General features: G+C 73.1%; 22 protein-coding genes. 13 read left to right on the top strand and 9 right to left on the bottom strand.

Going from position 1 to position 21097, the window contains the following annotated elements; all coding sequences use genetic code 11:
* The first annotated feature begins 75 nt into the window (after positions 1-75).
* The 3 genes from J7523_RS14610 (at position 76) to J7523_RS14600 (ending at position 2062) form a co-directional block, all read left to right on the top strand.
* On the top strand, positions 76-720 hold the full coding sequence (locus tag J7523_RS14610; RefSeq protein WP_291888119.1) for a TRIC cation channel family protein: 645 nt from the start codon (positions 76-78) through the stop codon (positions 718-720).
* 38 nt (positions 721-758) lie between these two features.
* Entirely contained in the window at positions 759-1601 is an 843-nt protein-coding gene (locus J7523_RS14605) for an inositol monophosphatase family protein (protein WP_291888116.1), read from the top strand.
* A 161-nt stretch (positions 1602-1762) separates the two neighbouring features.
* On the top strand, positions 1763-2062 hold the full coding sequence (locus J7523_RS14600) for a DUF4193 domain-containing protein (RefSeq protein WP_291888036.1): 300 nt from the start codon (positions 1763-1765) through the stop codon (positions 2060-2062).
* 101 nt (positions 2063-2163) lie between these two features.
* Here J7523_RS14600 and J7523_RS14595 read toward each other — a convergent pair whose 3' ends face one another.
* Positions 2164-2661, bottom strand: coding sequence for a DUF3093 domain-containing protein (locus J7523_RS14595; RefSeq protein ID WP_291888033.1), 498 nt, complete (start codon positions 2659-2661; stop codon positions 2164-2166).
* Between the two features lie 39 nt (positions 2662-2700).
* On the opposite strand from J7523_RS14595, the gene dut reads away from it, so the two are divergent.
* The 4 genes from dut (at position 2701) to J7523_RS14575 (ending at position 5127) form a co-directional block, all read left to right on the top strand.
* Positions 2701-3195 carry a dUTP diphosphatase gene (dut, locus tag J7523_RS14590; RefSeq protein WP_291888030.1) on the top strand — a complete coding sequence of 165 codons (495 nt, stop codon included), beginning with the start codon at positions 2701-2703 and terminating at the stop codon, positions 3193-3195.
* Between the two features lie 69 nt (positions 3196-3264).
* Entirely contained in the window at positions 3265-3993 is a 729-nt protein-coding gene (locus J7523_RS14585; protein ID WP_291888027.1) for a DUF3710 domain-containing protein, read from the top strand.
* Positions 3990-4358: an OB-fold nucleic acid binding domain-containing protein gene (locus tag J7523_RS14580; RefSeq protein WP_291888024.1), complete on the top strand. Its 369-nt coding sequence runs from the start codon at positions 3990-3992 to the stop codon at positions 4356-4358. Before J7523_RS14585 ends, J7523_RS14580 begins: the two co-directional genes overlap by 4 nt.
* Positions 4351-5127, top strand: a complete 777-nt coding sequence (locus J7523_RS14575; RefSeq protein ID WP_363267072.1) for a DUF3159 domain-containing protein — start codon at positions 4351-4353, stop codon at positions 5125-5127. Before J7523_RS14580 ends, J7523_RS14575 begins: the two co-directional genes overlap by 8 nt.
* Here the strand turns inward: J7523_RS14575 and J7523_RS14570 are convergent.
* Positions 5060-5734 carry a TrkA family potassium uptake protein gene (locus J7523_RS14570; RefSeq protein WP_291888021.1) on the bottom strand — a complete coding sequence of 225 codons (675 nt, stop codon included), beginning with the start codon at positions 5732-5734 and terminating at the stop codon, positions 5060-5062. The two genes, J7523_RS14575 and J7523_RS14570, sit on opposite strands and share 68 nt — an antisense overlap.
* Entirely contained in the window at positions 5731-6381 is a 651-nt protein-coding gene (locus tag J7523_RS14565) for a TrkA family potassium uptake protein (RefSeq protein ID WP_291888110.1), read from the bottom strand. The genes J7523_RS14570 and J7523_RS14565 overlap by 4 nt, the downstream gene beginning before the upstream one ends.
* Before the next feature lie 137 nt (positions 6382-6518).
* Between J7523_RS14565 and J7523_RS14560 the strand changes: the two genes are divergently transcribed.
* The 4 genes from J7523_RS14560 (at position 6519) to acnA (ending at position 13013) form a co-directional block, all read left to right on the top strand.
* Positions 6519-8522, top strand: coding sequence for an APC family permease (locus J7523_RS14560; RefSeq protein WP_291888018.1), 2004 nt, complete (start codon positions 6519-6521; stop codon positions 8520-8522).
* Positions 8512-9771: a TRAM domain-containing protein gene (locus tag J7523_RS14555; protein ID WP_291888015.1), complete on the top strand. Its 1260-nt coding sequence runs from the start codon at positions 8512-8514 to the stop codon at positions 9769-9771. Before J7523_RS14560 ends, J7523_RS14555 begins: the two co-directional genes overlap by 11 nt.
* A gap of 98 nt (positions 9772-9869) precedes the next feature.
* Positions 9870-10046, top strand: coding sequence for a translation initiation factor 2 (locus tag J7523_RS14550; protein WP_291888012.1), 177 nt, complete (start codon positions 9870-9872; stop codon positions 10044-10046).
* A 222-nt stretch (positions 10047-10268) separates the two neighbouring features.
* On the top strand, positions 10269-13013 hold the full coding sequence (gene acnA / locus J7523_RS14545; RefSeq protein ID WP_291888009.1) for an aconitate hydratase AcnA: 2745 nt from the start codon (positions 10269-10271) through the stop codon (positions 13011-13013).
* 162 nt (positions 13014-13175) lie between these two features.
* Here the strand turns inward: acnA and J7523_RS14540 are convergent, their stop codons facing one another.
* From J7523_RS14540 to J7523_RS14515, 6 genes are read right to left on the bottom strand one after another with little or no spacing between them, the layout of a single operon-like run.
* Positions 13176-14072, bottom strand: a complete 897-nt coding sequence (locus J7523_RS14540; RefSeq protein ID WP_291888006.1) for an arginase family protein — start codon at positions 14070-14072, stop codon at positions 13176-13178.
* 49 nt (positions 14073-14121) lie between these two features.
* Positions 14122-14568: a DUF1801 domain-containing protein gene (locus J7523_RS14535; RefSeq protein ID WP_291888004.1), complete on the bottom strand. Its 447-nt coding sequence runs from the start codon at positions 14566-14568 to the stop codon at positions 14122-14124.
* 22 nt (positions 14569-14590) lie between these two features.
* On the bottom strand, positions 14591-15475 hold the full coding sequence (locus J7523_RS14530; protein WP_291887999.1) for a phosphotransferase: 885 nt from the start codon (positions 15473-15475) through the stop codon (positions 14591-14593).
* Between the two features lie 8 nt (positions 15476-15483).
* Positions 15484-16095 (bottom strand): CoA pyrophosphatase, encoded by a 612-nt coding sequence (locus J7523_RS14525; protein WP_291888107.1) that lies wholly within the window; start codon positions 16093-16095, stop codon positions 15484-15486.
* Between the two features lie 59 nt (positions 16096-16154).
* Positions 16155-16847 (bottom strand): gamma-glutamyl-gamma-aminobutyrate hydrolase family protein, encoded by a 693-nt coding sequence (locus J7523_RS14520; RefSeq protein ID WP_291888104.1) that lies wholly within the window; start codon positions 16845-16847, stop codon positions 16155-16157.
* 5 nt (positions 16848-16852) lie between these two features.
* A complete protein-coding gene (locus J7523_RS14515; RefSeq protein WP_291887996.1) occupies positions 16853-18307 on the bottom strand; it encodes a GuaB1 family IMP dehydrogenase-related protein in 1455 nt (484 codons plus the stop codon).
* A gap of 219 nt (positions 18308-18526) precedes the next feature.
* Here J7523_RS14515 and dxs point away from each other — a divergent pair, with 219 nt between their 5' ends.
* Together dxs and J7523_RS14505 are read left to right on the top strand one after the other, a co-directional pair.
* Positions 18527-20404, top strand: coding sequence for a 1-deoxy-D-xylulose-5-phosphate synthase (gene dxs, locus J7523_RS14510; RefSeq protein ID WP_291887992.1), 1878 nt, complete (start codon positions 18527-18529; stop codon positions 20402-20404).
* Positions 20405-20530: 126 nt separating this feature from the next.
* Positions 20531-21097: pyruvate formate lyase family protein (locus tag J7523_RS14505; RefSeq protein ID WP_291887989.1), on the top strand; the 567-nt coding region annotated here is incomplete at its 3' end.

Below are 21097 nucleotides of genomic sequence, written 5' to 3'. Positions count from 1 at the left end.
AAGAGCCTGCCACCTCTCGGCGCGTGCCGTGCGGATCCGCGGCGGTGCGCCGCCCGGGAGCTGCGCGCTGCGATGATGCCGAGCGTGATCACCGAGATCCCGCTCGAGCCCGTCCTGGAGATCTTCGGGGTGTTCGTCGGCGCGATGGCCGGCGCGCTCGCCGGGGTGCGCAAGCAGCTCGACGCGTTCGGCATCCTGGTGCTCGGCTGGGCCGCCGGCCTGGGCGGCGGCATGCTGCGCGACGTGCTCATCGGCGCCGTCCCGCCCGTGGGCATCTCGGACTGGCGGTTCATCGTCACCGCCGTGCTCGGCGGGGCGGTCATGTACTTCTTCCACCCTCGCCTGGAACGGGCCCGGCGGTTCATCGTCGTGCTCGACGCGGGCGCCCTCGCGCTGTTCACGGTGGTCGGCACCCTGAAGGGGCTCGAGTACGGCGCGACCCCGGTCGCGGCGGTGCTCGTCGGCGTCATGACCGGCGTCGGCGGGGGAGTGCTGCGCGACCTGCTGACCGCCGAGGTGCCGGTCGTGCTGCAGGACCGGCAGCTGTACGCCACCCCGGCGCTCCTCGGGGCGAGCGTGACCGTCGTGCTCTCAGAGCTCGGTGTGCTCGGTCTCTCGGCGAGCGTGGGGATCGTGCTCGTCATCTTCGTCCTGCGGGTGGCGGCCCTGCGCCTGCGGCTGAGCGTGCCCGGTCCGTGGCGGGGCAAGGCGGGGCTCTGACCGCGTCCGGCAGGATGGACGGCGTGACCGACCCCCGGATGGCAGCGGACCAGGTGGACGAGCTCGTCGCGATCGCCGAGCAGGTGGCGCGCGAGGCGGGACGGCTGGTGCACGAGGGGCGCCCCGACAGGGTCGAGGTGGCCGGCACCAAGTCGAGCGCGGTCGACGTCGTGACGGCGATGGACCTCGCGTCGGAGGAGCTCGTGCGGCGCCGCCTCGCCGAGCTGCGGCCGCGGGACGGGATCCTCGGCGAGGAGCAGGGCTTCGTGCCGGGCACGTCAGGGGTCACGTGGGTCGTCGACCCGATCGACGGCACCGTCAACTACCTCTACGGCATCCCGTCGTACGCCGTGTCGATCGCGGCGGTGGTCGGCCCCGTCGGCGACGACGGGAGGGCGCCCGACCCGGCGACGTGGACCGTGCTCGCCGGCTGCGTGCACGCGCCCGCGGACGGCCGCACGTTCACCGCAGGCCACGGTCGGGGCGCGTACCTGGACGGGCGCCGGCTGAGCATCGGGGAAGCGCGACCGTTGAGCGGCTGCCTCGTCGGCACCGGCTTCGGATACCTCGCGTCGCGCCGGCGTTCCCAGGCACGTGTGCTCGTCGAGCTGTTGCCTCGGGTGCGTGACATTCGTCGCAACGGTTCTGCGGCGATCGAGCTGTGCACGCTGGCGTTCGGGGGTCTCGACCTGTTCTACGAAAGGGGCCTCGCGCCGTGGGACCTGGCGGCCGCGAGTCTCGTCGCGCAGGAGGCGGGCGCCCTGGTCGCAGGCCTGCACGGGCGGCCGGCGGGTGTCGACATGGCGGTCGCCGGGCACCCGTCTCAGGTGGCCGAGCTGGTGTCCGTGCTCGAAGAGATGCGGGCCGACTCGGACATGTGAAAACGGGCGCGAGAGACGCCTACGAATGTGGTCACGTGTCCGTGTTCGCAACCGCGCCAGATGTGGTGCAGAATCCCACCGCGCACGGGAACAAAACCTGTCTCTGCGGCATTGATCCCGCGTACGACAATCCACCTGGACCACGGAGTGTGACGCCACACATGGCTACCGACTACGACGCCCCGCGCAAGACCGAGGAGGACCTGAGCGAGGACTCGCTCCAGGAGCTCCAGACTCGGCGCTCGGACAAGAACTCCGGCGTGGTGGACGAGGACGAGACCGAGGCCGCCGAAGGGTTCGAGCTCCCTGGTGCCGACCTCTCGGGCGAGGAGCTCTCCGTGCGGGTCCTGCCCCGCCAGGCGGACGAGTTCACGTGCTCCCACTGCTTCCTGGTGCACCACCGCAGCCAGCTCGCCTACGAGCGCAACGGGCAGCCGGTGTGCTCGGAGTGCGCCGCCTGACGCTGCACGCAGCACCGATCGACTGACGACGGCCGATCACCCTCACGGGTGGTCGGCCGTCCGCGTGTGGGAGCGCGACCGTGGCGCTCTCGACGAGCCCCTCAGGCGTCCCGGACCGCCGCGACGAGCTGCGCCGGGCGCCGCGTCGACACGATCCAGTAGGGCGTCGGGTCGTGCGGGTCGTGCACCTCGACGCGGACCGCGGTGGGGACCCAGCCTCGGTGGCACAGGTGCGCCCGCGCGTCGAGGCGTGGACCCAGCTCGGCCCGCGTCTGCGTGGCGTCGAGAGCGCGGACCTCGCCGAGCACGGCGAGGGGGATGCGGGCGGCGCCGGCGTGCAGCTCGCCGTCGGCGACCTCCACCACGGGCGACGTGCGCAGCAGGACGACCGCGCCGACGAGGACGGTGAGCGCCGCGGCACCGGCGCCCGCTCGGGGGTCGACGGGCGTGAGCGCGATGCCGACCATCGCGGCGAGGACGACGAGCAGCACCCACGCGAGCGCACCGGGCCACAGGCGCTCGGACCAGACGGGTGGGACGGTCCCTCCGTCCGCGGGTCCGGTGGCGGGCGCGGGAAGTCCGTCGGGCAGGTCGGGCATGCCCCCAGCATCCCACCCGTCCGGGTAGGGTCGGGCCCCGTGACGGCCGAAACCAGCACCGAGGTGCTCCTGCTCCGCCTCGACCCGGACCTCCCCGCACCCTCGTACGCGCACCCCGGTGACGCCGGCGCCGACCTCGTCGCCCGCGTCGACGTGACGCTGCCGCCGCGGGGCCGCGCGACGGTCCCGACGGGCGTCGCTATCGCGCTGCCCGACGGTTTCGCGGCCTTCGTGCACCCGCGCTCGGGCCTCGCGGCCAAGCACGGCCTGACGATCGTCAACGCACCGGGCACGGTCGACGCCGGCTACCGTGGCGAGATCGCGGTGACGCTGCTCAACACGGACGCCACCGAGACGCTGGTGCTGCACCGGGGCGACCGGATCGCGCAGCTCGTCATCCAGCGCGTCGAGCGTGTCCGGTTCGTGGACGTCGAACGGCTGCCCGGCTCGCACCGCGGCGAGGGCGGGTTCGGCTCGAGCGGCGGCTGGCACGCGCCCGTCGCGTCCGCCGACACCGCCGAGGTGGCCGGCTAGGTGGCCGCCGCACGCGGGGCTACCGTTGCCAGGTACGGCGTGCACGTGCGCGCCGAGAAGGAGTGAGTCGTGGGTCTGTTCCGGCGTGGCGGCAAGGACTCCGTCACCGACGACGTCGTCGAGCCCACGGGCGCTGACGACGTGAGCACCGACGAGACGGCCGAGGCGGCGCCGGCGCTGCCGGTGCGCACCTCGGGGCCGTGGGACGTCGACGAGGTCGACGACGAGCAGCCCCGGGTCGACCTCGGCGCCATCAAGCTCCCCGGGGTCCCCGGCATGGAGCTGCGCATGGAGATCGACAAGGCCACCAACGTGGTCTCGGCGGCGTCCGTGCTGCTCGACGGCTCGTCGCTGCAGGTGCAGGCGTTCGCTGCGCCGCGCAGCGAGGGCATCTGGGACGAGATCCGTGCGGAGATCGCCGAGTCGGTGACCCAGCAGGGTGGCTCGGTCGACGACCTGCCCGGTCCGTTCGGCCGTGAGCTGCTCGCCCGCCTGCCCGTCCGGACGCCCGAGGGCCGGACCGGTCACCGCCCCGCGCGGTTCATCGGCACCGACGGCCCGCGGTGGTTCCTGCGCGGCGTGCTGTCGGGCCGCGCGGCCGTCGAGCCCGAGGCCGCCCAGACCCTCGAGAAGGTGTTCGCCGGCATCGTCGTGGTGCGCGGCACCGAGGCGCTGCCGCCGCGTGACCTGCTCGCGCTGCGCCTGCCCGGCCCGGCCGGGTCTGCGGCGGAGGCACCGGCGCAGGCTCCCGGGTTCGACCCCATGACCCGCGGACCGGAGATCACGGAGATCCGATGACGCTCAAGGACCGCCTGCGCAAGGTCGTCGCGTCGCAGGCTGAGATCGAGGCGGACGAGGAGCGGGCCGACGCGGTCCGCGCCGTCGGCTGCACGCCCGTCGACCAGCTCACGAACCGGTCGCGCGCAAGCGTGTCGGGAGTCATCCGGTCGGTCACGCTGCGCCCCCGCGAGGGCGTCCCGGCGCTCGAGGCGGAGCTCTACGACGGCAGCGGCACGCTCGACCTCGTGTGGCTCGGTCGCCGGGAGATCGCGGGCGTCGCGCCCGGCCGGCGCGCCAAGATCGAGGGGCTCGTGTGCCTGGTCGACGGCCGGCGCACCGTGTTCAACCCGAAGTACGAGCTGCGGCCGCGTCCCGGTGAGTGAGCGCGAGCACCCTCAGGACCAGCCGCACGAGACGACCGCGGACCACGCGCTCGAGGCGGTCGACGACGTCGTGCAGCCCGAGGAGGGCGGCCTGCGTGGCATGCGGGCGCTGACGGGGGAGGAGTTCTCCGCCTCCGACGCGGTCGGCGGTGTGCGCGGAGTCGTCGAGTCGGTCGCGCCCGGTCTGCTCTTCGTCGTCGTCTACCTCGTCTCGGGACAGCAGCTCACGCCCGCGCTCGTCGCCGCGTCGGCGGCCGCTCTGGTCGCGGTCGTCGTGCGGCTCGTGCAGCGCACGCCCGTGACGCAGGCCTTCTCCGGGCTGCTCGGCGTCGGCATCGGCGTCATCTGGGCCTGGAAGTCCGGTCAGGCGCAGAACTACTTCCTGTACGGGCTCTGGGTCAACGTCGTGTACCTGGTCGGCACGCTCGCGTCGATCGTCGTCGGCTGGCCACTCGTCGGCCTCGTCGTCGGCCTGTTCCACAAGGACGGCCCGATCACCGGCGGCACGTGGGGCGCTGCCGTCGCGTGGCACGACGACCGCGACCTGCGTCGTCGCTACACGCTGGCCACGTGGCCGTGGGTCGCCATGTTCGGTGCCCGCCTCGCGGTGCAGGTGCCGCTCTACCTCGACGCCGAGGTCGGGTGGCTCGGCACCGCGAAGCTCGTCATGGGCATCCCGCTGACGGCCCTCGCGCTGTGGATCAGCTGGACGCTGGTCCGCGGGTCAGGAGCTTCTCCAGCTCCGCCTCGTCCGCGTCCCGCCCCGTGACGAACAACAGCTCGTCGCGACCCTCGAGGGTGTCGTCCGCGCTGGGGGCGATCGGGCGGGTGTCGCGCACGATGCACGCGAGGACCGTGTCCTCGGGCCACGCGATCTGACCGACACGCACGCCCGCGAGCGGCGAGTCCTCGGGCAGCGTGAGCTCGAGGATGTCGGCGCGCGACTGGTGGAACGTGAAGATCCGCACCAGGTCGCCGACGGTCACGGCCTCCTCGACCATGGCCGTCATGATCCGCGGCGTCGACACGGCCACGTCGACGCCCCACGCCTCGTCGAACATCCACTCGTTCTTCGGGTTGTTCACCCGCGCGACGGTGCGCGGCACGCCGAACTCGGTCTTCGCGAGGAACGCGATGACGAGGTTCGCCTTGTCGTCGCCCGTCGCCGCGACGACCACGTCGCACTCGTCGGCCTTGGCCTGGCGCAGCGTCGGCAGCTCGCACGCGTCGGCGAGCAGCCAGTCGGCCTCGGCGACCGACGCGACCCGCATCGCGGACGGCTGGCGGTCGATGATCGTGACCTCGTGGTCGTGGCCGAGGAGCTCACGGGCGATCGACCGGCCGACCGAGCCGGCCCCGGCGATGACGACCCTCACTCGGTCACCGCCGGCGCGTTGGCGAGGGTGCGTTCCACGAACGCGGCGTCGTCGGCCCTGAGCAGCGCGTGCACGGTGTCGTTCTCCTGGAGGACGGTGTCGGACGTCGGCAGCACGCCGTCGCCGTAGCGGGTGAGGTAGGCGATCCGGGCGCCGCTGGCGGCCTCGAGCGCGCGCAGAGGCTTGCCGATCCAGCCCTGGTGCACGTCCACCTGGGCGAGCTGGATCTGCCCCGAGGAGTCGCGGTAGTCGTCCGTCGCGCCCATGGGGAGCATGCGCCGCAGCACCTGGTGCGCGGTCCACCGCACGGTCGCGACCGTCGGGATGCCGAGCCGCTGGTAGATCTCGGCGCGGTGCGGGTCGTAGATGCGCGCGACCACGTTCTCGATCCCGAACGTCTCGCGCACCACGCGGGCGGCCAGGATGTTCGAGTTGTCGCCGTCGGAGACGGCCGCGAAGCCGAACGCGTCCTCGATCCCCGCCTGGGTCAGCGTGTCGCGGTCGAACCCGAGGCCCGTGACCTTGTTCCCGCCGAAGTCGGCGTCGAGGCGCCGGAACGCCTCGGGGTTCTGGTCGATGACCGCGACCGAGTGGCCGTTGCTCTCGAGGTTCTGCGCGAGCGTCGCGCCGACGCGGCCGCATCCCATGATCACGAAGTGCACGAGGCGTCACGCTATACCGTGTCGGCGTCGCGGGGGCGGGACGGCGACACCGTGAGGCCCCGGCGCGACGCTCCCGGTCGCAGTGGTGCTCGCGGGCTCCGGGCGGCCTAGCATCAGTCATCGTGTCGGACCTCTCGGATGCCGCCAAGCGACTGCTCCTCGGACGCCCTGTCCGCAGCGACCGGCTCGGCCACACCCTGCTCCCCAAGCGCATCGCGCTGCCCGTGTTCGCGTCCGACGCGCTGTCGTCCGTCGCGTACGCACCCGACGAGATCCTGCTGACGCTCTCGCTCGCGGGCATGTCGGCGCTCGTGATCTCCCCGTGGGTCGGCCTCGCCGTGGTCGTCGTGATGATCACGGTCGTCGCGTCGTACCGGCAGAACGTGCACGCGTACCCGTCGGGCGGCGGTGACTACGAGGTCGCGACGGTCAACCTCGGGCCGAACGCGGGCGTGACCGTCGCGTCCGCGCTCCTCGTCGACTACATCCTCACCGTGGCAGTGTCGATCTCCTCGGGCGCGCAGTACGCCGCGACCGCGCTGCCCGCACTGCGCGGGCACGAGGCGACGTTCGCGATCGTCCTGGTGATCCTCATCACGCTCGTGAACCTGCGCGGCGTCAAGGAGTCGGGCAGCGCCTTCGCGATCCCGGTGTATCTGTTCATGCTCGCGATCGGTTCGGTCGCGGTCGTCGGCGGCGTCCGGTTCTTCCTGGGGACGCTGCCGATGGCGGCGAGCTCGCAGTTCGAGCTCGCGACCGAGCCCGGGTTCTCCGACGGCCTCGCGGGGCTCGCGGGCTTCTTCCTCATCCTGCGGGCGTTCGCGTCCGGGTGTGCGGCGCTGACGGGCGTCGAGGCGATCAGCAACGGCGTGCCGGCGTTCAAGAAGCCGAAGTCGAAGAACGCCGCCACGACGCTCGCGCTGCTCGGCGGGCTCTCGATCACGATGATCATGTCAATCCTGCTGCTGGCACGCGCCACGGGCGTGGTGTTCGCGGACGACGAGGCCAACCAGCTGCTGCTGAACGGGGTGCCGGTCGGCGACTCCTACGTGCAGAACCCCGTGATCGCGCAGCTCGCCGAGACCGTGTTCCACGGGTTCACGCCCGCGATCGTGTTCGTCGCGGTCGTGACGGGCCTCATCCTCGTCCTGGCGGCGAACACGGCGTTCAACGGGTTCCCGGTGCTCGGCTCGATCCTCGCGCGCGACGGGTACCTGCCCCGCCAGCTCCACACGCGCGGCGACCGGCTCGCGTACTCCAACGGCATCGTGACGCTCGCGCTGGTCGCGATCGCGCTGATCTGGGCGTTCGACGCCGAGGTCACCCGGCTCATCCAGCTGTACATCGTCGGGGTGTTCGTCTCGTTCACGCTCAGCCAGCTCGGCATGGTCCGGCACTGGGGCCGCCTGCTGCGCACCGAGCCCAGCCCGAGCCGTCGTGCGCAGATGAAGCGGTCGCGCGTCATCAACACGATCGGCCTCGCCATGACCGCGACGGTGCTCGTCATCGTGCTCATCACCAAGTTCACGCACGGCGCGTACATCGCGATCATCGCGATGATCCTGGTGTTCGCGCTGATGAAGGCCATCCACGGGCACTACACGCACGTGCGGGCCGAGCTCGCGCTCGGCGACGACGCCGAGGCGACCCGCGCGCTCCCGTCGCGGGTGCACGCGATCGTGCTCGTCTCGCACCTGCACCGGCCGACGATGCGCGCCCTCGCGTACGCCCGCGCGTCCCGCCCGCACTACATCGAGGCGGTGACGGTCGGTGTGGACCCGGAGGACGTCGACCGGCTGCGCGAGCAGTGGGAGGCCATGAACCTGCCGGTGCCCCTCAAGGTGCTCGACTCGCCGTTCCGCGAGATCACGCGGCCCGTCCTCACGTACGTCCGCTCCATCCGCCGTGACAGCCCGCGCGACCTCGTCGTCGTGTACATCCCGGAGTACGTCGTGGGGCACTGGTGGGAGCAGCTGCTGCACAACCAGAGCGCGCTGCGCCTGAAGGGGCGCCTGCTGTTCACGCCCGGTGTCGTCGTCGCGTCGGTGCCGTGGCAGCTCGCGTCGTCCGAGGGGCAGACGGGGCTGGAGGACCCCATCCGGGGTACCGTTCCGCGTGGCTACTGAGGCGATCGTCCCTGACCTGGTCGAGCTGGAGGTCGGGCCCGTCGCGCACGGCGGGCACTGCGTCGCCCGGCACGAGGGCCGCGTGGTGTTCGTCCGGCACACGCTGCCCGGCGAGCGGGTGCGGGCTCGGCTGACCGAGGCGGGGGAGACCTCGAAGTTCTGGCGCGCCGACGCCGTCGAGGTGCTCGAGGCGTCGCCCGACCGGGTGCCGTCGGCGTGGCCCGAGGCGGGGCCCGGTGGTGTGGGGGGCGGTGAGCTCGCGCACGTCGCACTCCCCGCGCAGCGGGCCTGGAAGGCCGCGGTCGTCGAGGAGCAGCTGCGGCGCCTCGCGAAGCTCGACCGCACCGTCGAGGTGCAGGCCGCGCCCGGCGACGACGAGCGTGGCGGGCTGCGGTGGCGCACGCGCATCGACCTCGTCGCCGACGGCCAGGGCCGTGCCGCGATGCGCGGGTCCCGGTCGCACGAGCTGCACGCGCTGACGTCGATGCCGCTCGCGTCGGAGGCCATCGAGGAGCTCGACCTGTTCGGCCGCCGCTGGACGGCCGGCGCCGCGATCGAGGCTGTCGCGCCCGCGGACGGCGACGCGCCGCTCGTCCTGGTCGACGGCGAGCCGTTCGACCTGCGCCGCGGCAAGCCCGACCGGCGCCCGAACGCCCGGACCTCGGTCCGTGAGCGGCTGCTGCTCGACGGGCGCACGTACGACTACCGGGTGGCCGCCGCCGGCTTCTGGCAGGTGCACCGTGAGGCCCCCGCTCTGCTCGCCGGTGCGGTGCTGGCCGGTGTCGGCGACGTCGACGGGGCCGCGGTGCTCGACCTGTACTCGGGCGCCGGCCTGTTCACCGTGCCGCTCGCCGACGCGGTGGGGGACCAGGGCGAGGTCATCTCCGTGGAGGGCGACGTGCGTGCGGTGCGCGACGCCCGCCGCAACGTGCACGACCGACCGCACGTCGAGCTGCACGCGGGCGACGTCGCGCGGGTGCTGACCGGCCGGCAGGACGCGGACTCCGACGTGGTGCACGCCGACGTCGTGGTCCTCGACCCGCCCCGCACGGGCGCCGGCCGGAAGGTCGTCGAGGGGATCACCGCGCTGCGGCCCGAGCGGGTCGTGTACGTCGCATGCGACCCCGCGGCGCTCGCGCGGGACGTCGCGCTGCTCGGCGACGCCGGCTACGCGCTGGCCGACCTGAAGGCGTTCGACCTGTTCCCGATGACGCACCACGTCGAGGCGGTCGCCGTCCTCACCCGGTGACCGGCCACGGACCCGTCGCGAGCGCGCGACGACCCGGCTCCCGGACTACCGTGGAACGCGGAGCCGGACCGCGGCGGCCGGCGGAACAGGAGTGCACGGTGAGCGAGCACGACGCGGCGCACCGGCTGGCCGAGGCGAGCCGGCTGGCGACCCAGGAGCTGCACAAGCAGGGCACGCCCGAGTACGACGCCCGCGCGCACCAGCGTGCCGTGGAGGCGGAGCGCAAGGCGCTCGACGCCCTCCAGGCGGAGAAGGACGCGAGCGGCTCCGCCTGACGGTGCAGGTCGTCGACCCCCGTGCGTCTTGGGCGGCGTCGGGGGTCGATCTGCGTCACGACGTGGGCAGAGGTGCGGCGGAGGCCTCCGAGCATGTATCTTGACGTCGAGATAGTTTGCGACACCGGCCGACGTAGGCTGGACGGTCGCACAGCCCCGCCGTCCGGGTGACCCCTCTCCCCGGCAGCACCACCGGCAGACTCGCCAGCGAAGGAGCCCCACGTGAGCAGCGTCGACAGCTTCGGTTCGAAGGGAACGCTCGAGGTCGGTGAAGCCTCGTACGAGGTGTACCGCCTCTCCGCGGTCCCCGGGCTCGAGCGTCTCCCGTTCAGCCTCAAGGTGCTCGCGGAGAACCTGCTGCGCACCGAGGACGGCGCCAACATCACGGCGGACCACGTGCGCGCGCTCGCCGGGTGGGACCCGGACGCCCAGCCCGACACGGAGATCCAGTTCACGCCGGCGCGCGTGATCATGCAGGACTTCACCGGCGTGCCGTGCGTCGTCGACCTCGCCACCATGCGTGAGGCCGTCGCGGAGCTCGGCGGCGACCCGTCGCGCATCAACCCGCTGGCCCCGGCCGAGATGGTCATCGACCACTCCGTGCAGATCGACGTCGCCGGCCGCGCCGACGCGTTCGAGCGCAACGTCGAGCTCGAGTACCAGCGCAACCGCGAGCGCTACCAGTTCCTGCGCTGGGGGCAGACGGCGTTCGACGACTTCAAGGTCGTCCCGCCGGGCACCGGCATCGTGCACCAGGTCAACATCGAGTACCTCGCCCGCGGCGTCATGGTGCGTGACGGACGTGCGTACCCCGACACGTGCGTCGGCACCGACTCGCACACCACGATGGTCAACGGCCTCGGCGTGCTGGGCTGGGGCGTCGGCGGCATCGAGGCCGAGGCGGCGATGCTGGGCCAGCCGGTGTCGATGCTGATCCCGCGCGTCGTCGGCTTCAAGCTCACGGGCACCATCCCGGCCGGCGTGACCGCGACGGACGTCGTGCTCACGATCACGCAGAAGCTGCGCCAGCACGGCGTGGTCGGCAAATTCGTCGAGTTCTACGGCGAGGGCGTCGCGGCCGTGCCGCTCGCCAACCGCGCGACGATCGGCAACATGAGCCCCGAGTTCGGCTCGACGGTCGCGATCTTCCCGATCGACTCCGTGACGATCGACTACCTGCGGCTCACGGGCCGCTCCGAGGCCCAGCTCGCGCTCGTCGAGTCGTACGCCAAGGAGCAGGGGATGTGGCTCGACCCGACGCTCGACTCCTACGTCGAGCCGGTGTTCTCCGAGTACCTCGAGCTCGACCTGTCGACGGTCGTCCCGTCCATCGCCGGCCCGAAGCGTCCCCAGGACCGCATCGAGCTGTCGAAGGCGAAGGAGCAGTTCCAGCGCGACCTGCCGACCTACGCGCCCGGGCTCAACCTCGTGGACGAGGCGGAGGAGGAGTCGTTCCCCGCGTCGGACTCGCCCGCGATCTCCTCGGCGGCCGTCCGCACGTTCGGGGTGACGGACTCGCAGGGGCGTGAGTTCGACCTGTTCCACGGCGCCGTCGCGATCGCGTCGATCACGTCGTGCACCAACACGTCGAACCCGTCGGTCATGCTCGCCGCCGCGCTGCTCGCCAAGAACGCCGTCGAGAAGGGCCTCACGGCCAAGCCGTGGGTCAAGACGTCGATGGCGCCCGGCTCACAGGTCGTCACGAACTACTACGAGAAGGCCGGCCTGTGGCCGTACCTCGAGAAGCTCGGCTTCCACCTGGTCGGCTACGGCTGCGCGACGTGCATCGGCAACTCGGGCCCGCTCGACGAGAAGGTCTCGGAGGTCGTGCAGGAGCACGACCTGGCCGTCGCCGCCGTGCTGTCCGGCAACCGCAACTTCGAGGGGCGCATCAACCCCGACGTGAAGATGAACTACCTCGCGTCGCCGCCGCTCGTCATCGCGTACGCCCTCGCGGGCACCATGGACTTCGACTTCGAGTCCGACCCGCTGGGCCGTGACGAGGCCGGTCACCCGATCTTCCTCAAGGACATCTGGCCGGCGCCCGAGCAGGTCCAGGCGACCATCGACGCGTCGATCGACCGTCAGATGTTCACCGAGGACTACGCGGACGTGTTCGCGGGCGACGACCGGTGGCGCGCGCTCGAGACGCCCGAGGGCAACACCTTCGAGTGGGACCAGCAGTCGACCTACGTGCGCAAGCCCCCGTACTTCGAGGGCATGCAGGCGCAGCCGGACCCGGTGACGGACATCTCCGGTGCGCGCGTGCTCGCGAAGCTCGGCGACTCGGTGACGACCGACCACATCAGCCCGGCGGGCTCCATCAAGGCCGACAGCCCCGCCGGCCTGTACCTCGCGGAGCACGGCGTCGAGCGTCGTGACTTCAACTCCTACGGCTCGCGCCGCGGGAACCACGAGGTCATGATCCGCGGCACGTTCGCGAACATCCGCCTGCGCAACCAGCTGGTGCCGGGTGTCGAGGGCGGGTTCACGAAGAACCTGCTCACGGGCGAGCAGACGACGATCTACGACGCGTCGGCCGCGTACCAGGCGGCGGGCGTCCCGCTCGTCGTGCTCGGCGGCAAGGAGTACGGCTCGGGCTCGTCGCGCGACTGGGCGGCCAAGGGCACCCGGCTGCTCGGCGTGCGCGCCGTCATCACCGAGAGCTTCGAGCGGATCCACCGCTCCAACCTCATCGGGATGGGCGTCCTGCCGCTGCAGTTCCCCGACGGCGAGTCGGCCGACTCGCTGGGCCTGGACGGCACCGAGACGTTCGACATCGCCGGCGTCACGGCGCTGAACGAGGGCACGACGCCCCGGACGCTCGCGGTGACGGCGACCAAGCTGGACGGCTCCGTCGTGCAGTTCGACGCGGTCCTGCGCATCGACACGCCCGGTGAGGCGGACTACTACCGCAACGGCGGCATCCTGCAGTACGTGCTGCGGCAGGTCGCCGGCGTCGCCTGACGTCGAGCACCTCGACGCGCCCGGTCCCCTCAGGGGGCCGGGCGCGTCCGTGTCTGCCTGCCGCGGCCTTCCGACGGCTCAGCCTTCCGACGGCTCGAGCCGTGCGACGGCTCGGGTGGTGCGACGGCTCGGGTGGTGCGACGGCTCGGGCGGTGCGACGGTTCAGGCCGGCTCGCCGGTGAGCGCGTCCACCAGCAGCCCGACGAGCGTGCGCAGGTGGGTGCCGGTCTCGTCGTCACGGTCGGGGTTGGCCTCGGCGACGACGAGACCGGCAAGCCCTGAGGTCCCGAGCAGGGCCCGCAGGAGCGCCGCGAGGTCGTCGACCGCCAGGCCGTGGCCGTAGGTAGGTACGTCCGCGAGCGGCAGCTCCAGGAAGTCGAGCACGTCGACGTCGAGGTGGACCACGAAACCGTCGGCACCCCGGACGGTGTCGACCGCCCGCTGCGCCGCCGCGGCGGGGTCGGCCGTCACGGTGGTGGCGGGCAGTCGGAGCGAGGGGACCTGCCCGTGCACGTCCTCCTCGTCGTCCGAGTAGCCCACGAACGCCAGCCGGTCCGGCGTGAGCAGCGGGCGGCGCGGTCCGAGCCCCGCGAGCGCGTCGTGCGCGCCCGGCAGGTCGAGGAGGTGCGCGACGCCCATCGAGTCGGCGATCGGCTCGTCCGGGTGGTCCGCGGGCAGCTGCAGGTCCTGGCCGCCGTCGACGTACACGAGGCCGACGTCGCGGCCCGCGTCGGCGAACGCCGCGAGCACCGCCACGGTCACGGTGCACTCGCCGCCGAGGACGAGCGGACGGTGCCCGTCTGCGAGGACGCCGGCCACCGCAGCGCGTGCCTCGTGGAGCACCTCGGCGACGCGCGCGACGTCGTGCGGCGTCCCGCGCCGGGGCGGGTCGTGCCGCCACCGCGCGAGCGTCGTGTCACCGTGGTCGACGACGCGGTCGCCGAGCGCCTCGACGAGCCCGGCGCGCCGGAGTGCAGCGGGCGCTCGTTCGAGGCCGGGGGCATGAGCAGCGACGCTCGACGGGACGCCGACCAGCCCGAGTGTGGTGCCGGGAGCCATGCGTGCCACCGTAGGGGCGGCCTCCGACACCGGCCACGACGGCGACGGCTCAGGCCGACGGTCCGGACAGGCGACGACCGACGTCACCGGCGGTGAGCGTCGACCAGGACGCGCGCAGGACCGCCTCCAGCACCCCGAGGTCCACGTCGTCGAGGTCCTTGACGTACAGGCAGCCCTTGCCGGTGGTGTGCGGGCCGAGCCGTTCGAGCAGGTCGGCGTGGGCGTCGACGCCGTCCATCAGGTAGATCGTGGTGGCCGCCCGGCGCGGCGAGAAGCCGACCGCGGCCATGTCCCCCTCGCGGCCGGACGCGTACCGGTAGTGATAGGTGCCGAAGCCGACGATCGACGGGCCCCAGAGCGTCGGGTGCTCACCGGTGACGCGGGTCAGGAGCGAGACGAGGGTCCGGGCGTCGCGCCGGCGCACCGGGTGCGGCACTGCGGAGACGAACGCCTCGACGTCCGCGTCGGTGGGACGGGTCTTCGGCTCGTCGGCCATGCCGCCCAGTATCGAGGTGCGGTCAGTCGTCGGCCAGGGCCTGCGCGAGCCCGTGGCGGCCCATCGCGGCCAGGTCCGGGTACTCGTCGGGGTGCGCGAGCAGGACGAGCGACATCGACAGGGCCCATGCCTGCGCGCGGCGCCAGGTCGCGTCGTCCCAGCCGCACCCGGCGTCGACGCGGGCCCGGAACCGGCCGCGCGCGCGGGCGTCGAACGTCAGCCACGCGGTGCTGAGGTCCGAGGCCGGGTCGCCCGACGTGACGTCGCCGAAGTCGATCACCGCGCGGAGCGCACCGTCGTGGACGAGCAGGTTCGCCGGGTGCGGGTCGCCGTGCAGCCACAGCGGCGGGCCGTCCCAGGCGGGGGCCGCGGCGAGCTCGTCGAACCGGGCGAGCACGTGGTCCGCCTGCGCGGGTGCGACGGCCGCGACCCGGTCGGCGACGGCGGCTCGCCGCGGTGCGATCGGCACGCCCCGGAAGGGGTTCGGCGGGGCGTCGGCCGGGGCCGGGCGGTGCAGCGCGACGAACACGTCGGCGAGCTGCTCGCACCACGCGTCGCGGGACTCGACCGGGGTGAGCCCGGCGGGGACCGCGTCGAACCACGGCACGACGCTCCACGGCCACGGGTAGCCGGCGCCGGGGACGCCGACCCGCACGGGCACGGGGACGTCGACCGGCAGGCGAGGGGCGAGCACGGGCAGCCACTGCTGCTCGTGGGTCACGAGCGGCACGGCCGTCTCGCGCACCGGGAAGCGCAGCGCGAGGTCGTCCCCGAGCCGCCACAGCGCGTTGTCCCAGCCCGTGCCGATCCAGCGCAGCGGAAGGTCGGCCAGGTCGGGTTGCTGCGCGCGCAGCAGCGTGCGGACGAGGTCCTCGGAGACCTGGACCTCGATGTTCGGGTGCGGCACGACGCTCCTCAGGTGCGGGGGTCGACGAGCCTACGGGTGTCCCACGGCTCGGCCCAGCCCAGCGCGTCGAACATCCGGGACAGCACGATCGCGGTGAAGCCCCACACCAGGACGCCGTCGACGACGAACGCCGGGGTCCGGACACGCCGGTCGCCGCGCTGGTGCTCGACGCTCGCGCGGTTCACGGGGTCCAGCAGGTCGGCGACCGGGACGCGGAACACGTCGACGGTCTCGCGGTGGTCGACGGCGGCGACCTGCGACGGGTGCGTCCACCACGCGGGGACCGGCGTCACGAGGTAGTTGCTCACCGGCAGGGCGAGCGGTGCGAGCTCACCGAGGACCTCCACGCCTGTCGGGTCGAGACCGGTCTCCTCGACGGCCTCGCGCAGCGCCGCGTCGGTGGCGTCCGCGTCGGTCGCGTCGATGCGGCCGCCCGGGAACGAGACCTGGCCGGCGTGGTGGCCGAGCGTCGCCGAGCGGCGCTGCAGCAGCACGTCCAGGTCTCGCGCGACCGCCGGCGCCGCCGCGTCCGCGGGCCGGTCGTCGAGGTGGCCGAACAGCACGAGGACGGCGGCGGGCCGAGCGGTGACCGGGTCGGGCAGCACCCGGCCGGCGTCCATGTGCCAGTCGATCCCGGCGCGGACCAGGTCGAGCAGCTCGGCCCTGGCCCCCAGGCCCGTCACCCGCGGGCCCGGACCGACTCGCCGAACGTCGCGAACGCCTTCTCGGCAGCCGGGACGAGGGTCGGCAGGTGCGTGGCGCCGGCGGTCCGGATCGCCTCGACCTCGTCGGGGTCCAGGTCCGCGGTCATGTCCGGGGTGGTGAGCCAGAGGTCGAGCATGCCCGCGTCGAGCTCGGGGTGGAACTGCAGCCCGAGCGCGCTCCCGGCGCGGAACGCCTGCACGGGGGTCGCCGGTGTCGAGGCGAGCAGGGTCGCGCCGACGGGCAGGTCGACCGAGTCGGCGTGCCAGTGCAGCACCGTCGGACGGGAGCCGAGAGCGCCGAGCACCGGGTCGTCGGCGACGACGTCGACCGGGGCGAAGCCGATCTCGGTGCCGCTGCGCCGGCGCAGGCGCGCGCCCAGCGCGAGGCCGAGCAGCTGCATGCCCAGGCAGACGCCGAGGACCGGGACGTCCGCGTCGACGGCCGCCGCGAGCAGCCGTCGCTCGGCGGCGAGGCCGGGGTGCCCGCGGTCGTCGTCCGCGTCCATCGGGCCACCCATCACGACGACGCCCGACAGCGCGTCGAGCGCGGGCAGGCGAGGCTCGGCGAGGTCCAGCACGGTCCGGACCTGCACCGGCGCGTCGAGCCCGGGCACGATGCGGCCAGGCCCCTCGTGCGGGGCGTGCGTCAGCACCAGCACGGGACGCATCCCGCTCACCAGCCGTCCGGGAGCGGGCGCCCCTCCTCGTACCCGGCGGCGGACTGGATGCCGACGTTGGCGCGCTCGTGGAGCTCGTCGAGCGTCGTGGCACCCACGTACGTGGCCGCCGAGCGGACGCCGGCGGTGATGTGGTCGATGAGGTCCTCGACGCCCGGGCGACGCGGGTCGAGGAACATCCGCGACGACGAGATGCCCTCCTCGTACAGCGCCTTGCGGGCCCGGTCGAACGCCGAGCCGCCCCGCGTGCGGGCCGCGACGGCACGTGCCGACGCCATGCCGAAACTCTCCTTGTAGAGGCGGCCGTGGCCGTCGTCGTGCAGGTCGCCGGGCGACTCGTGCGTGCCGGCGAACCACGAGCCGACCATGACCTGCGAGGCGCCGGCGGCGAGCGCGAGCGCGACGTCGCGCGGGTGCCGGACGCCGCCGTCGGCCCACACGTGCTTGCCGAGCCGGCGTGCCTCGGCGGCGCACTCGAGCACGGCCGAGAACTGCGGGCGGCCCACGGCCGTCATCATGCGCGTGGTGCACATCGCGCCGGGACCGACGCCCACCTTGACGATGTCCGCACCGGCGGCGACGAGGTCGCGTGTGCCCTCGGCGGTCACGACGTTGCCGGCGACCACGGGGACCTGCGGGTCGAGCGAGCGGACGGCACCGAGCGCGTCGAGCATCTTGCGCTGGTGGCCGTGCGCGGTGTCGACGACGAGCACGTCGATCCCGGCGTCGAGCAGCTCGGCGGCCTTGGACTTGACGTCGCCGTTGATGCCGACGGCGGCGGCGACGCGCAGCCGGCCGGCGGCGTCGACGGCGGGCGTGTAGATCGACGAGCGCAGCGCACCGACCTGGGTGAGCACGCCGACGAGCTCGCCGTCGCGGACCACGGGGGAGAACTTGCGGCGGGACGCGTGCAGCTGCTCGAAGGCGGCCTCGAGCCCGCGCGGGCCGCCGGCCTCGACGACGCTCAGGTCGACCGTGGTGGGGTGCGCGGTCATCACCTGCGCGACCTGCGTGAACTGGTCCACGCCCTGGCAGTCGGCCTCGGTGACGACGCCGACGGGGCGGCCGTCCTCGACGACCACGGCCGCGCCGTGCGCGCGCTTGCCGATCAGCGTCAGCGCGGTGTGCACGGTGTCGTGCGGCGAGACGACGACCGCGCTCTCGACGACGGTGTGGCGCGCCTTGACGGACGAGACCACGTCGGCGACCACGTCCGTCGGGATGTCCTGGGGGATCACGGCGATGCCGCCGCGGCGGGCGACCGTCTCGGCCATCCGGCGGCCGGCGACGGCCGTCATGTTCGCGACGACGATCGGGATGGTGGTGCCGGTGCCGTCGACGGACGAGAGGTCGACGTCGAAGCGGGAGGTGACCTCGGAACGCGACGGGACGAGGAAGACGTCGCCGTAGGTGAGGTCGGAGGTGGCCGCGTGGCCGGGCAGGAAGCGCATGGGTTGTTGTCCCCTTTCCGGTCCATGGTAGTCGGTGGTCGCGCTCGGACCCCAGGGTGCGGCCCCGCGCCGCAGGTGCCTCGCGGTCTCTTCACGCAGCCTCCACGAGCGGCCGACCGGTCGCGGCGGCGTGGAGGGCGGCTCGGGTCCTAGAGTGGGGCAAGCCTTCGGCAGTCCGCACCGTGCGGCATCGTCGCCGCACCGAGGAAGGATGACGCCATGGGACAGCTCGACAGCATCGGGTCGCCGGCCGACGTGCGCGCGCTCACCCCCCGCCAGGTCACGGACCTCGCGGACGAGATCCGCACCTTCCTCGTCGAGCAGGTCTCGCGCACGGGCGGCCACCTCGGGCCGAACCTCGGCGTCGTCGAGCTCACCATCGCGCTGCACCGCGTGTTCGAGTCGCCGCTCGACACCATGGTGTTCGACACGGGGCACCAGGCGTACGTGCACAAGCTGCTGACGGGCCGGTCCGACTTCTCGCGGCTGCGCCGCCAGGGCGGGCTGTCGGGCTACCCGAGCCGCGCCGAGTCCGAGCACGACGTCGTCGAGAACTCGCACGCGTCGACGGCGCTGAGCTGGGCCGACGGCATCGCGAAGGCCAACCAGCTGCAGGGGCGCGCGGACCGGCACGTCGTGGCCGTGATCGGCGACGGCGCCCTCACCGGTGGCATGGCCTGGGAGGCCCTCAACAACATCGCCGCGGGCCAGGACCGCCGGCTCGTGGTGGTTGTCAACGACAACGGCCGCTCGTACGCGCCGACCATCGGCGGCCTCGCGCACCACCTCGACACGCTGCGCACCACGCAGGGGTACGAGAACGTCCTGTCGTGGGGCAAGCGCACGCTGCGCCGCTCCGGGACGCCGGGCCGGATGGCGTACGACGCGCTGCACGGCCTGAAGAAGGGCATCAAGGACGTCGTCGCGCCGCAGGGCATGTTCGAGGACCTCGGCATCAAGTACGTCGGTCCGGTCGACGGTCACGACGAGCCCGCCGTCGAGCGCGCGCTCGCCCGCGCCAAGGCGTTCGGCGGGCCCGTCATCGTGCACGTCATCACCGAGAAGGGGCGCGGGTACACGCCCGCCGAGCAGGACATCGCCGACCGGTTCCACGCCGTCGGGCGTATCCATCCCGAGACGGGTCTGCCGCTCGCGCCGTCGCGGTTCGGCTGGACGAGCGTGTTCGCCGACGAGATCGTGCGGATCGGCCGGCGCCGCCAGGACGTCGTCGCGATCACCGCGGCGATGCTGCAGCCCGTGGGGCTCGCGCCGTTCGCGGAGGAGTTCCCCGGGCGGGTGTTCGACGTGGGCATCGCGGAGCAGCACGCGGCGACGTCGGCCGCGGGCATGGCGTTCGGCGGACTGCACCCGGTGGTCGCGGTGTACGCGACGTTCCTCAACCGGGCGTTCGACCAGGTGCTGATGGACGTCGCGCTGCACCGCGCGGGCGTCACGTTCGTGCTCGACCGCGCCGGGCTCACCGGCGACGACGGCGCGAGCCACAACGGCATGTGGGACATGGCGGTGCTCGGCGTCGTGCCGGGCCTGCGCCTCGCGGCGCCGCGCGACGAGCAGACGCTGCGCGTCGCGCTGCGCGAGGCGGTCGACGTCGACGACGCACCGACGGTGGTCCGGTACCCGAAGGGCGCGATGGGCGACCCGGTCCCGGCGATCGAGGACGTCGACGGCGTGGACGTGCTCGCGCGACACGAGGGTCAGGGCCCGTCGGTCCTGGTCGTCGGCGTCGGCGCGATGGCGACCACCGCCCTGCGGACCGCCGAGATCCTGGCCGCGCACGGGCTGCGTGCCACGGTCGTCGACCCGCGCTGGGTCATGCCCGTCCCGGCGGCGCTCACGAAGCTCGTCGGCGCGCACGACCACACGGTCACGATCGAGGACGGCGTGGTCGACGGCGGCATCGGTGCGCTCGTCGCGCAGCGGTGCCGCGAGGCCGGGATCGGCACACCGGTGCAGGCCATCGGCATCCCGCGCCAGTTCCTCGACCACGCGACGGTCGACCAGCTCGTGGACACCCTGCGGCTGCGGCCTGAGGACATCGCCCGCGACGTGCTGACGGCGCTGGGGAAGGCCGTCTGACCTGCACGTTCGTTCGAGCGCAGTGTGACGTGCGCCTCTCTCGACGGCCCGCGGGCCCAAGGTCCTAAGACATCCCATCATTTGCTCCCTAGCGTCGAGACATCGACCACCCCACGAGGAGCACAGATGTCGACCACGACCGCCCACAGCCGCGAGGACCTCGCGAGCGCCACGCCTGTCGCCTGGAAGGGGTTCACGCCGGGTCCGTGGGCGGACCGCATCGACGTGCGCGACTTCATCCAGCGCAACTACACCCCGTACGAGGGTGACAGCGCCTTCCTCGCGGGTGCGACGGCCCGCACGACCGGCGTCTGGGAGAAGCTCTCGGCGATGTTCCCCGCCGAGCGCGCGAAGGGCGTCTACGACGTCGACCAGCACACGCCGTCGACCATCACGTCGCACGCGCCCGGCTACATCGACCAGGCGAACGAGCTCATCGTCGGCCTCCAGACCGACGCGCCGCTCAAGCGCGCGATCATGCCCAACGGTGGGCTCAAGACCGTGATCACCTCGCTCAAGGCGTTCGACTACGAGCCCGACCCGCAGATGGTCGAGATCTTCACCAAGTACCGCAAGACGCACAACGACGGGGTGTTCGACGCCTACACCGCCGACGTCCGCCGCTGCCGCAGCTCGCACGTGCTGACCGGCCTGCCCGACGCCTGGACCGGTTTCGCCAACGCGCGCAAGCAG

The sequence above is a fragment of the Cellulomonas sp. genome, assembly GCF_017744555.1.
Classification (GTDB): Bacteria; Actinomycetota; Actinomycetes; order Actinomycetales; family Cellulomonadaceae; genus Cellulomonas.
This window is presented reverse-complemented; position numbering and strand designations above follow the sequence as displayed.

Excerpts from the sequence above, each read along its gene's own strand:
- J7523_RS14610 (WP_291888119.1), top strand. The coding sequence starts at position 76 with ATGCCGAGCGTGATCACCGAGATCCCGCTCGAGCCCGTCCTGGAGATC.
- J7523_RS14605 (WP_291888116.1), top strand. The coding sequence starts at position 759 with ATGGCAGCGGACCAGGTGGACGAGCTCGTCGCGATCGCCGAGCAGGTG.
- J7523_RS14600 (WP_291888036.1), top strand. The coding sequence starts at position 1,763 with ATGGCTACCGACTACGACGCCCCGCGCAAGACCGAGGAGGACCTGAGC.
- J7523_RS14595 (WP_291888033.1), bottom strand. The coding sequence starts at position 2,661 with ATGCCCGACCTGCCCGACGGACTTCCCGCGCCCGCCACCGGACCCGCG.
- J7523_RS14580 (WP_291888024.1), top strand. The coding sequence starts at position 3,990 with ATGACGCTCAAGGACCGCCTGCGCAAGGTCGTCGCGTCGCAGGCTGAG.
- J7523_RS14565 (WP_291888110.1), bottom strand. The coding sequence starts at position 6,381 with ATGGGATGCGGCCGCGTCGGCGCGACGCTCGCGCAGAACCTCGAGAGC.
- J7523_RS14540 (WP_291888006.1), bottom strand. The coding sequence starts at position 14,072 with ATGGCTCCCGGCACCACACTCGGGCTGGTCGGCGTCCCGTCGAGCGTC.
- J7523_RS14535 (WP_291888004.1), bottom strand. The coding sequence starts at position 14,568 with ATGGCCGACGAGCCGAAGACCCGTCCCACCGACGCGGACGTCGAGGCG.
- J7523_RS14525 (WP_291888107.1), bottom strand. The coding sequence starts at position 16,095 with ATGGACGCCGGCCGGGTGCTGCCCGACCCGGTCACCGCTCGGCCCGCC.
- J7523_RS14520 (WP_291888104.1), bottom strand. The coding sequence starts at position 16,847 with ATGCGTCCCGTGCTGGTGCTGACGCACGCCCCGCACGAGGGGCCTGGC.
- J7523_RS14515 (WP_291887996.1), bottom strand. The coding sequence starts at position 18,307 with ATGCGCTTCCTGCCCGGCCACGCGGCCACCTCCGACCTCACCTACGGC.
- dxs (WP_291887992.1), top strand. The coding sequence starts at position 18,527 with ATGGGACAGCTCGACAGCATCGGGTCGCCGGCCGACGTGCGCGCGCTC.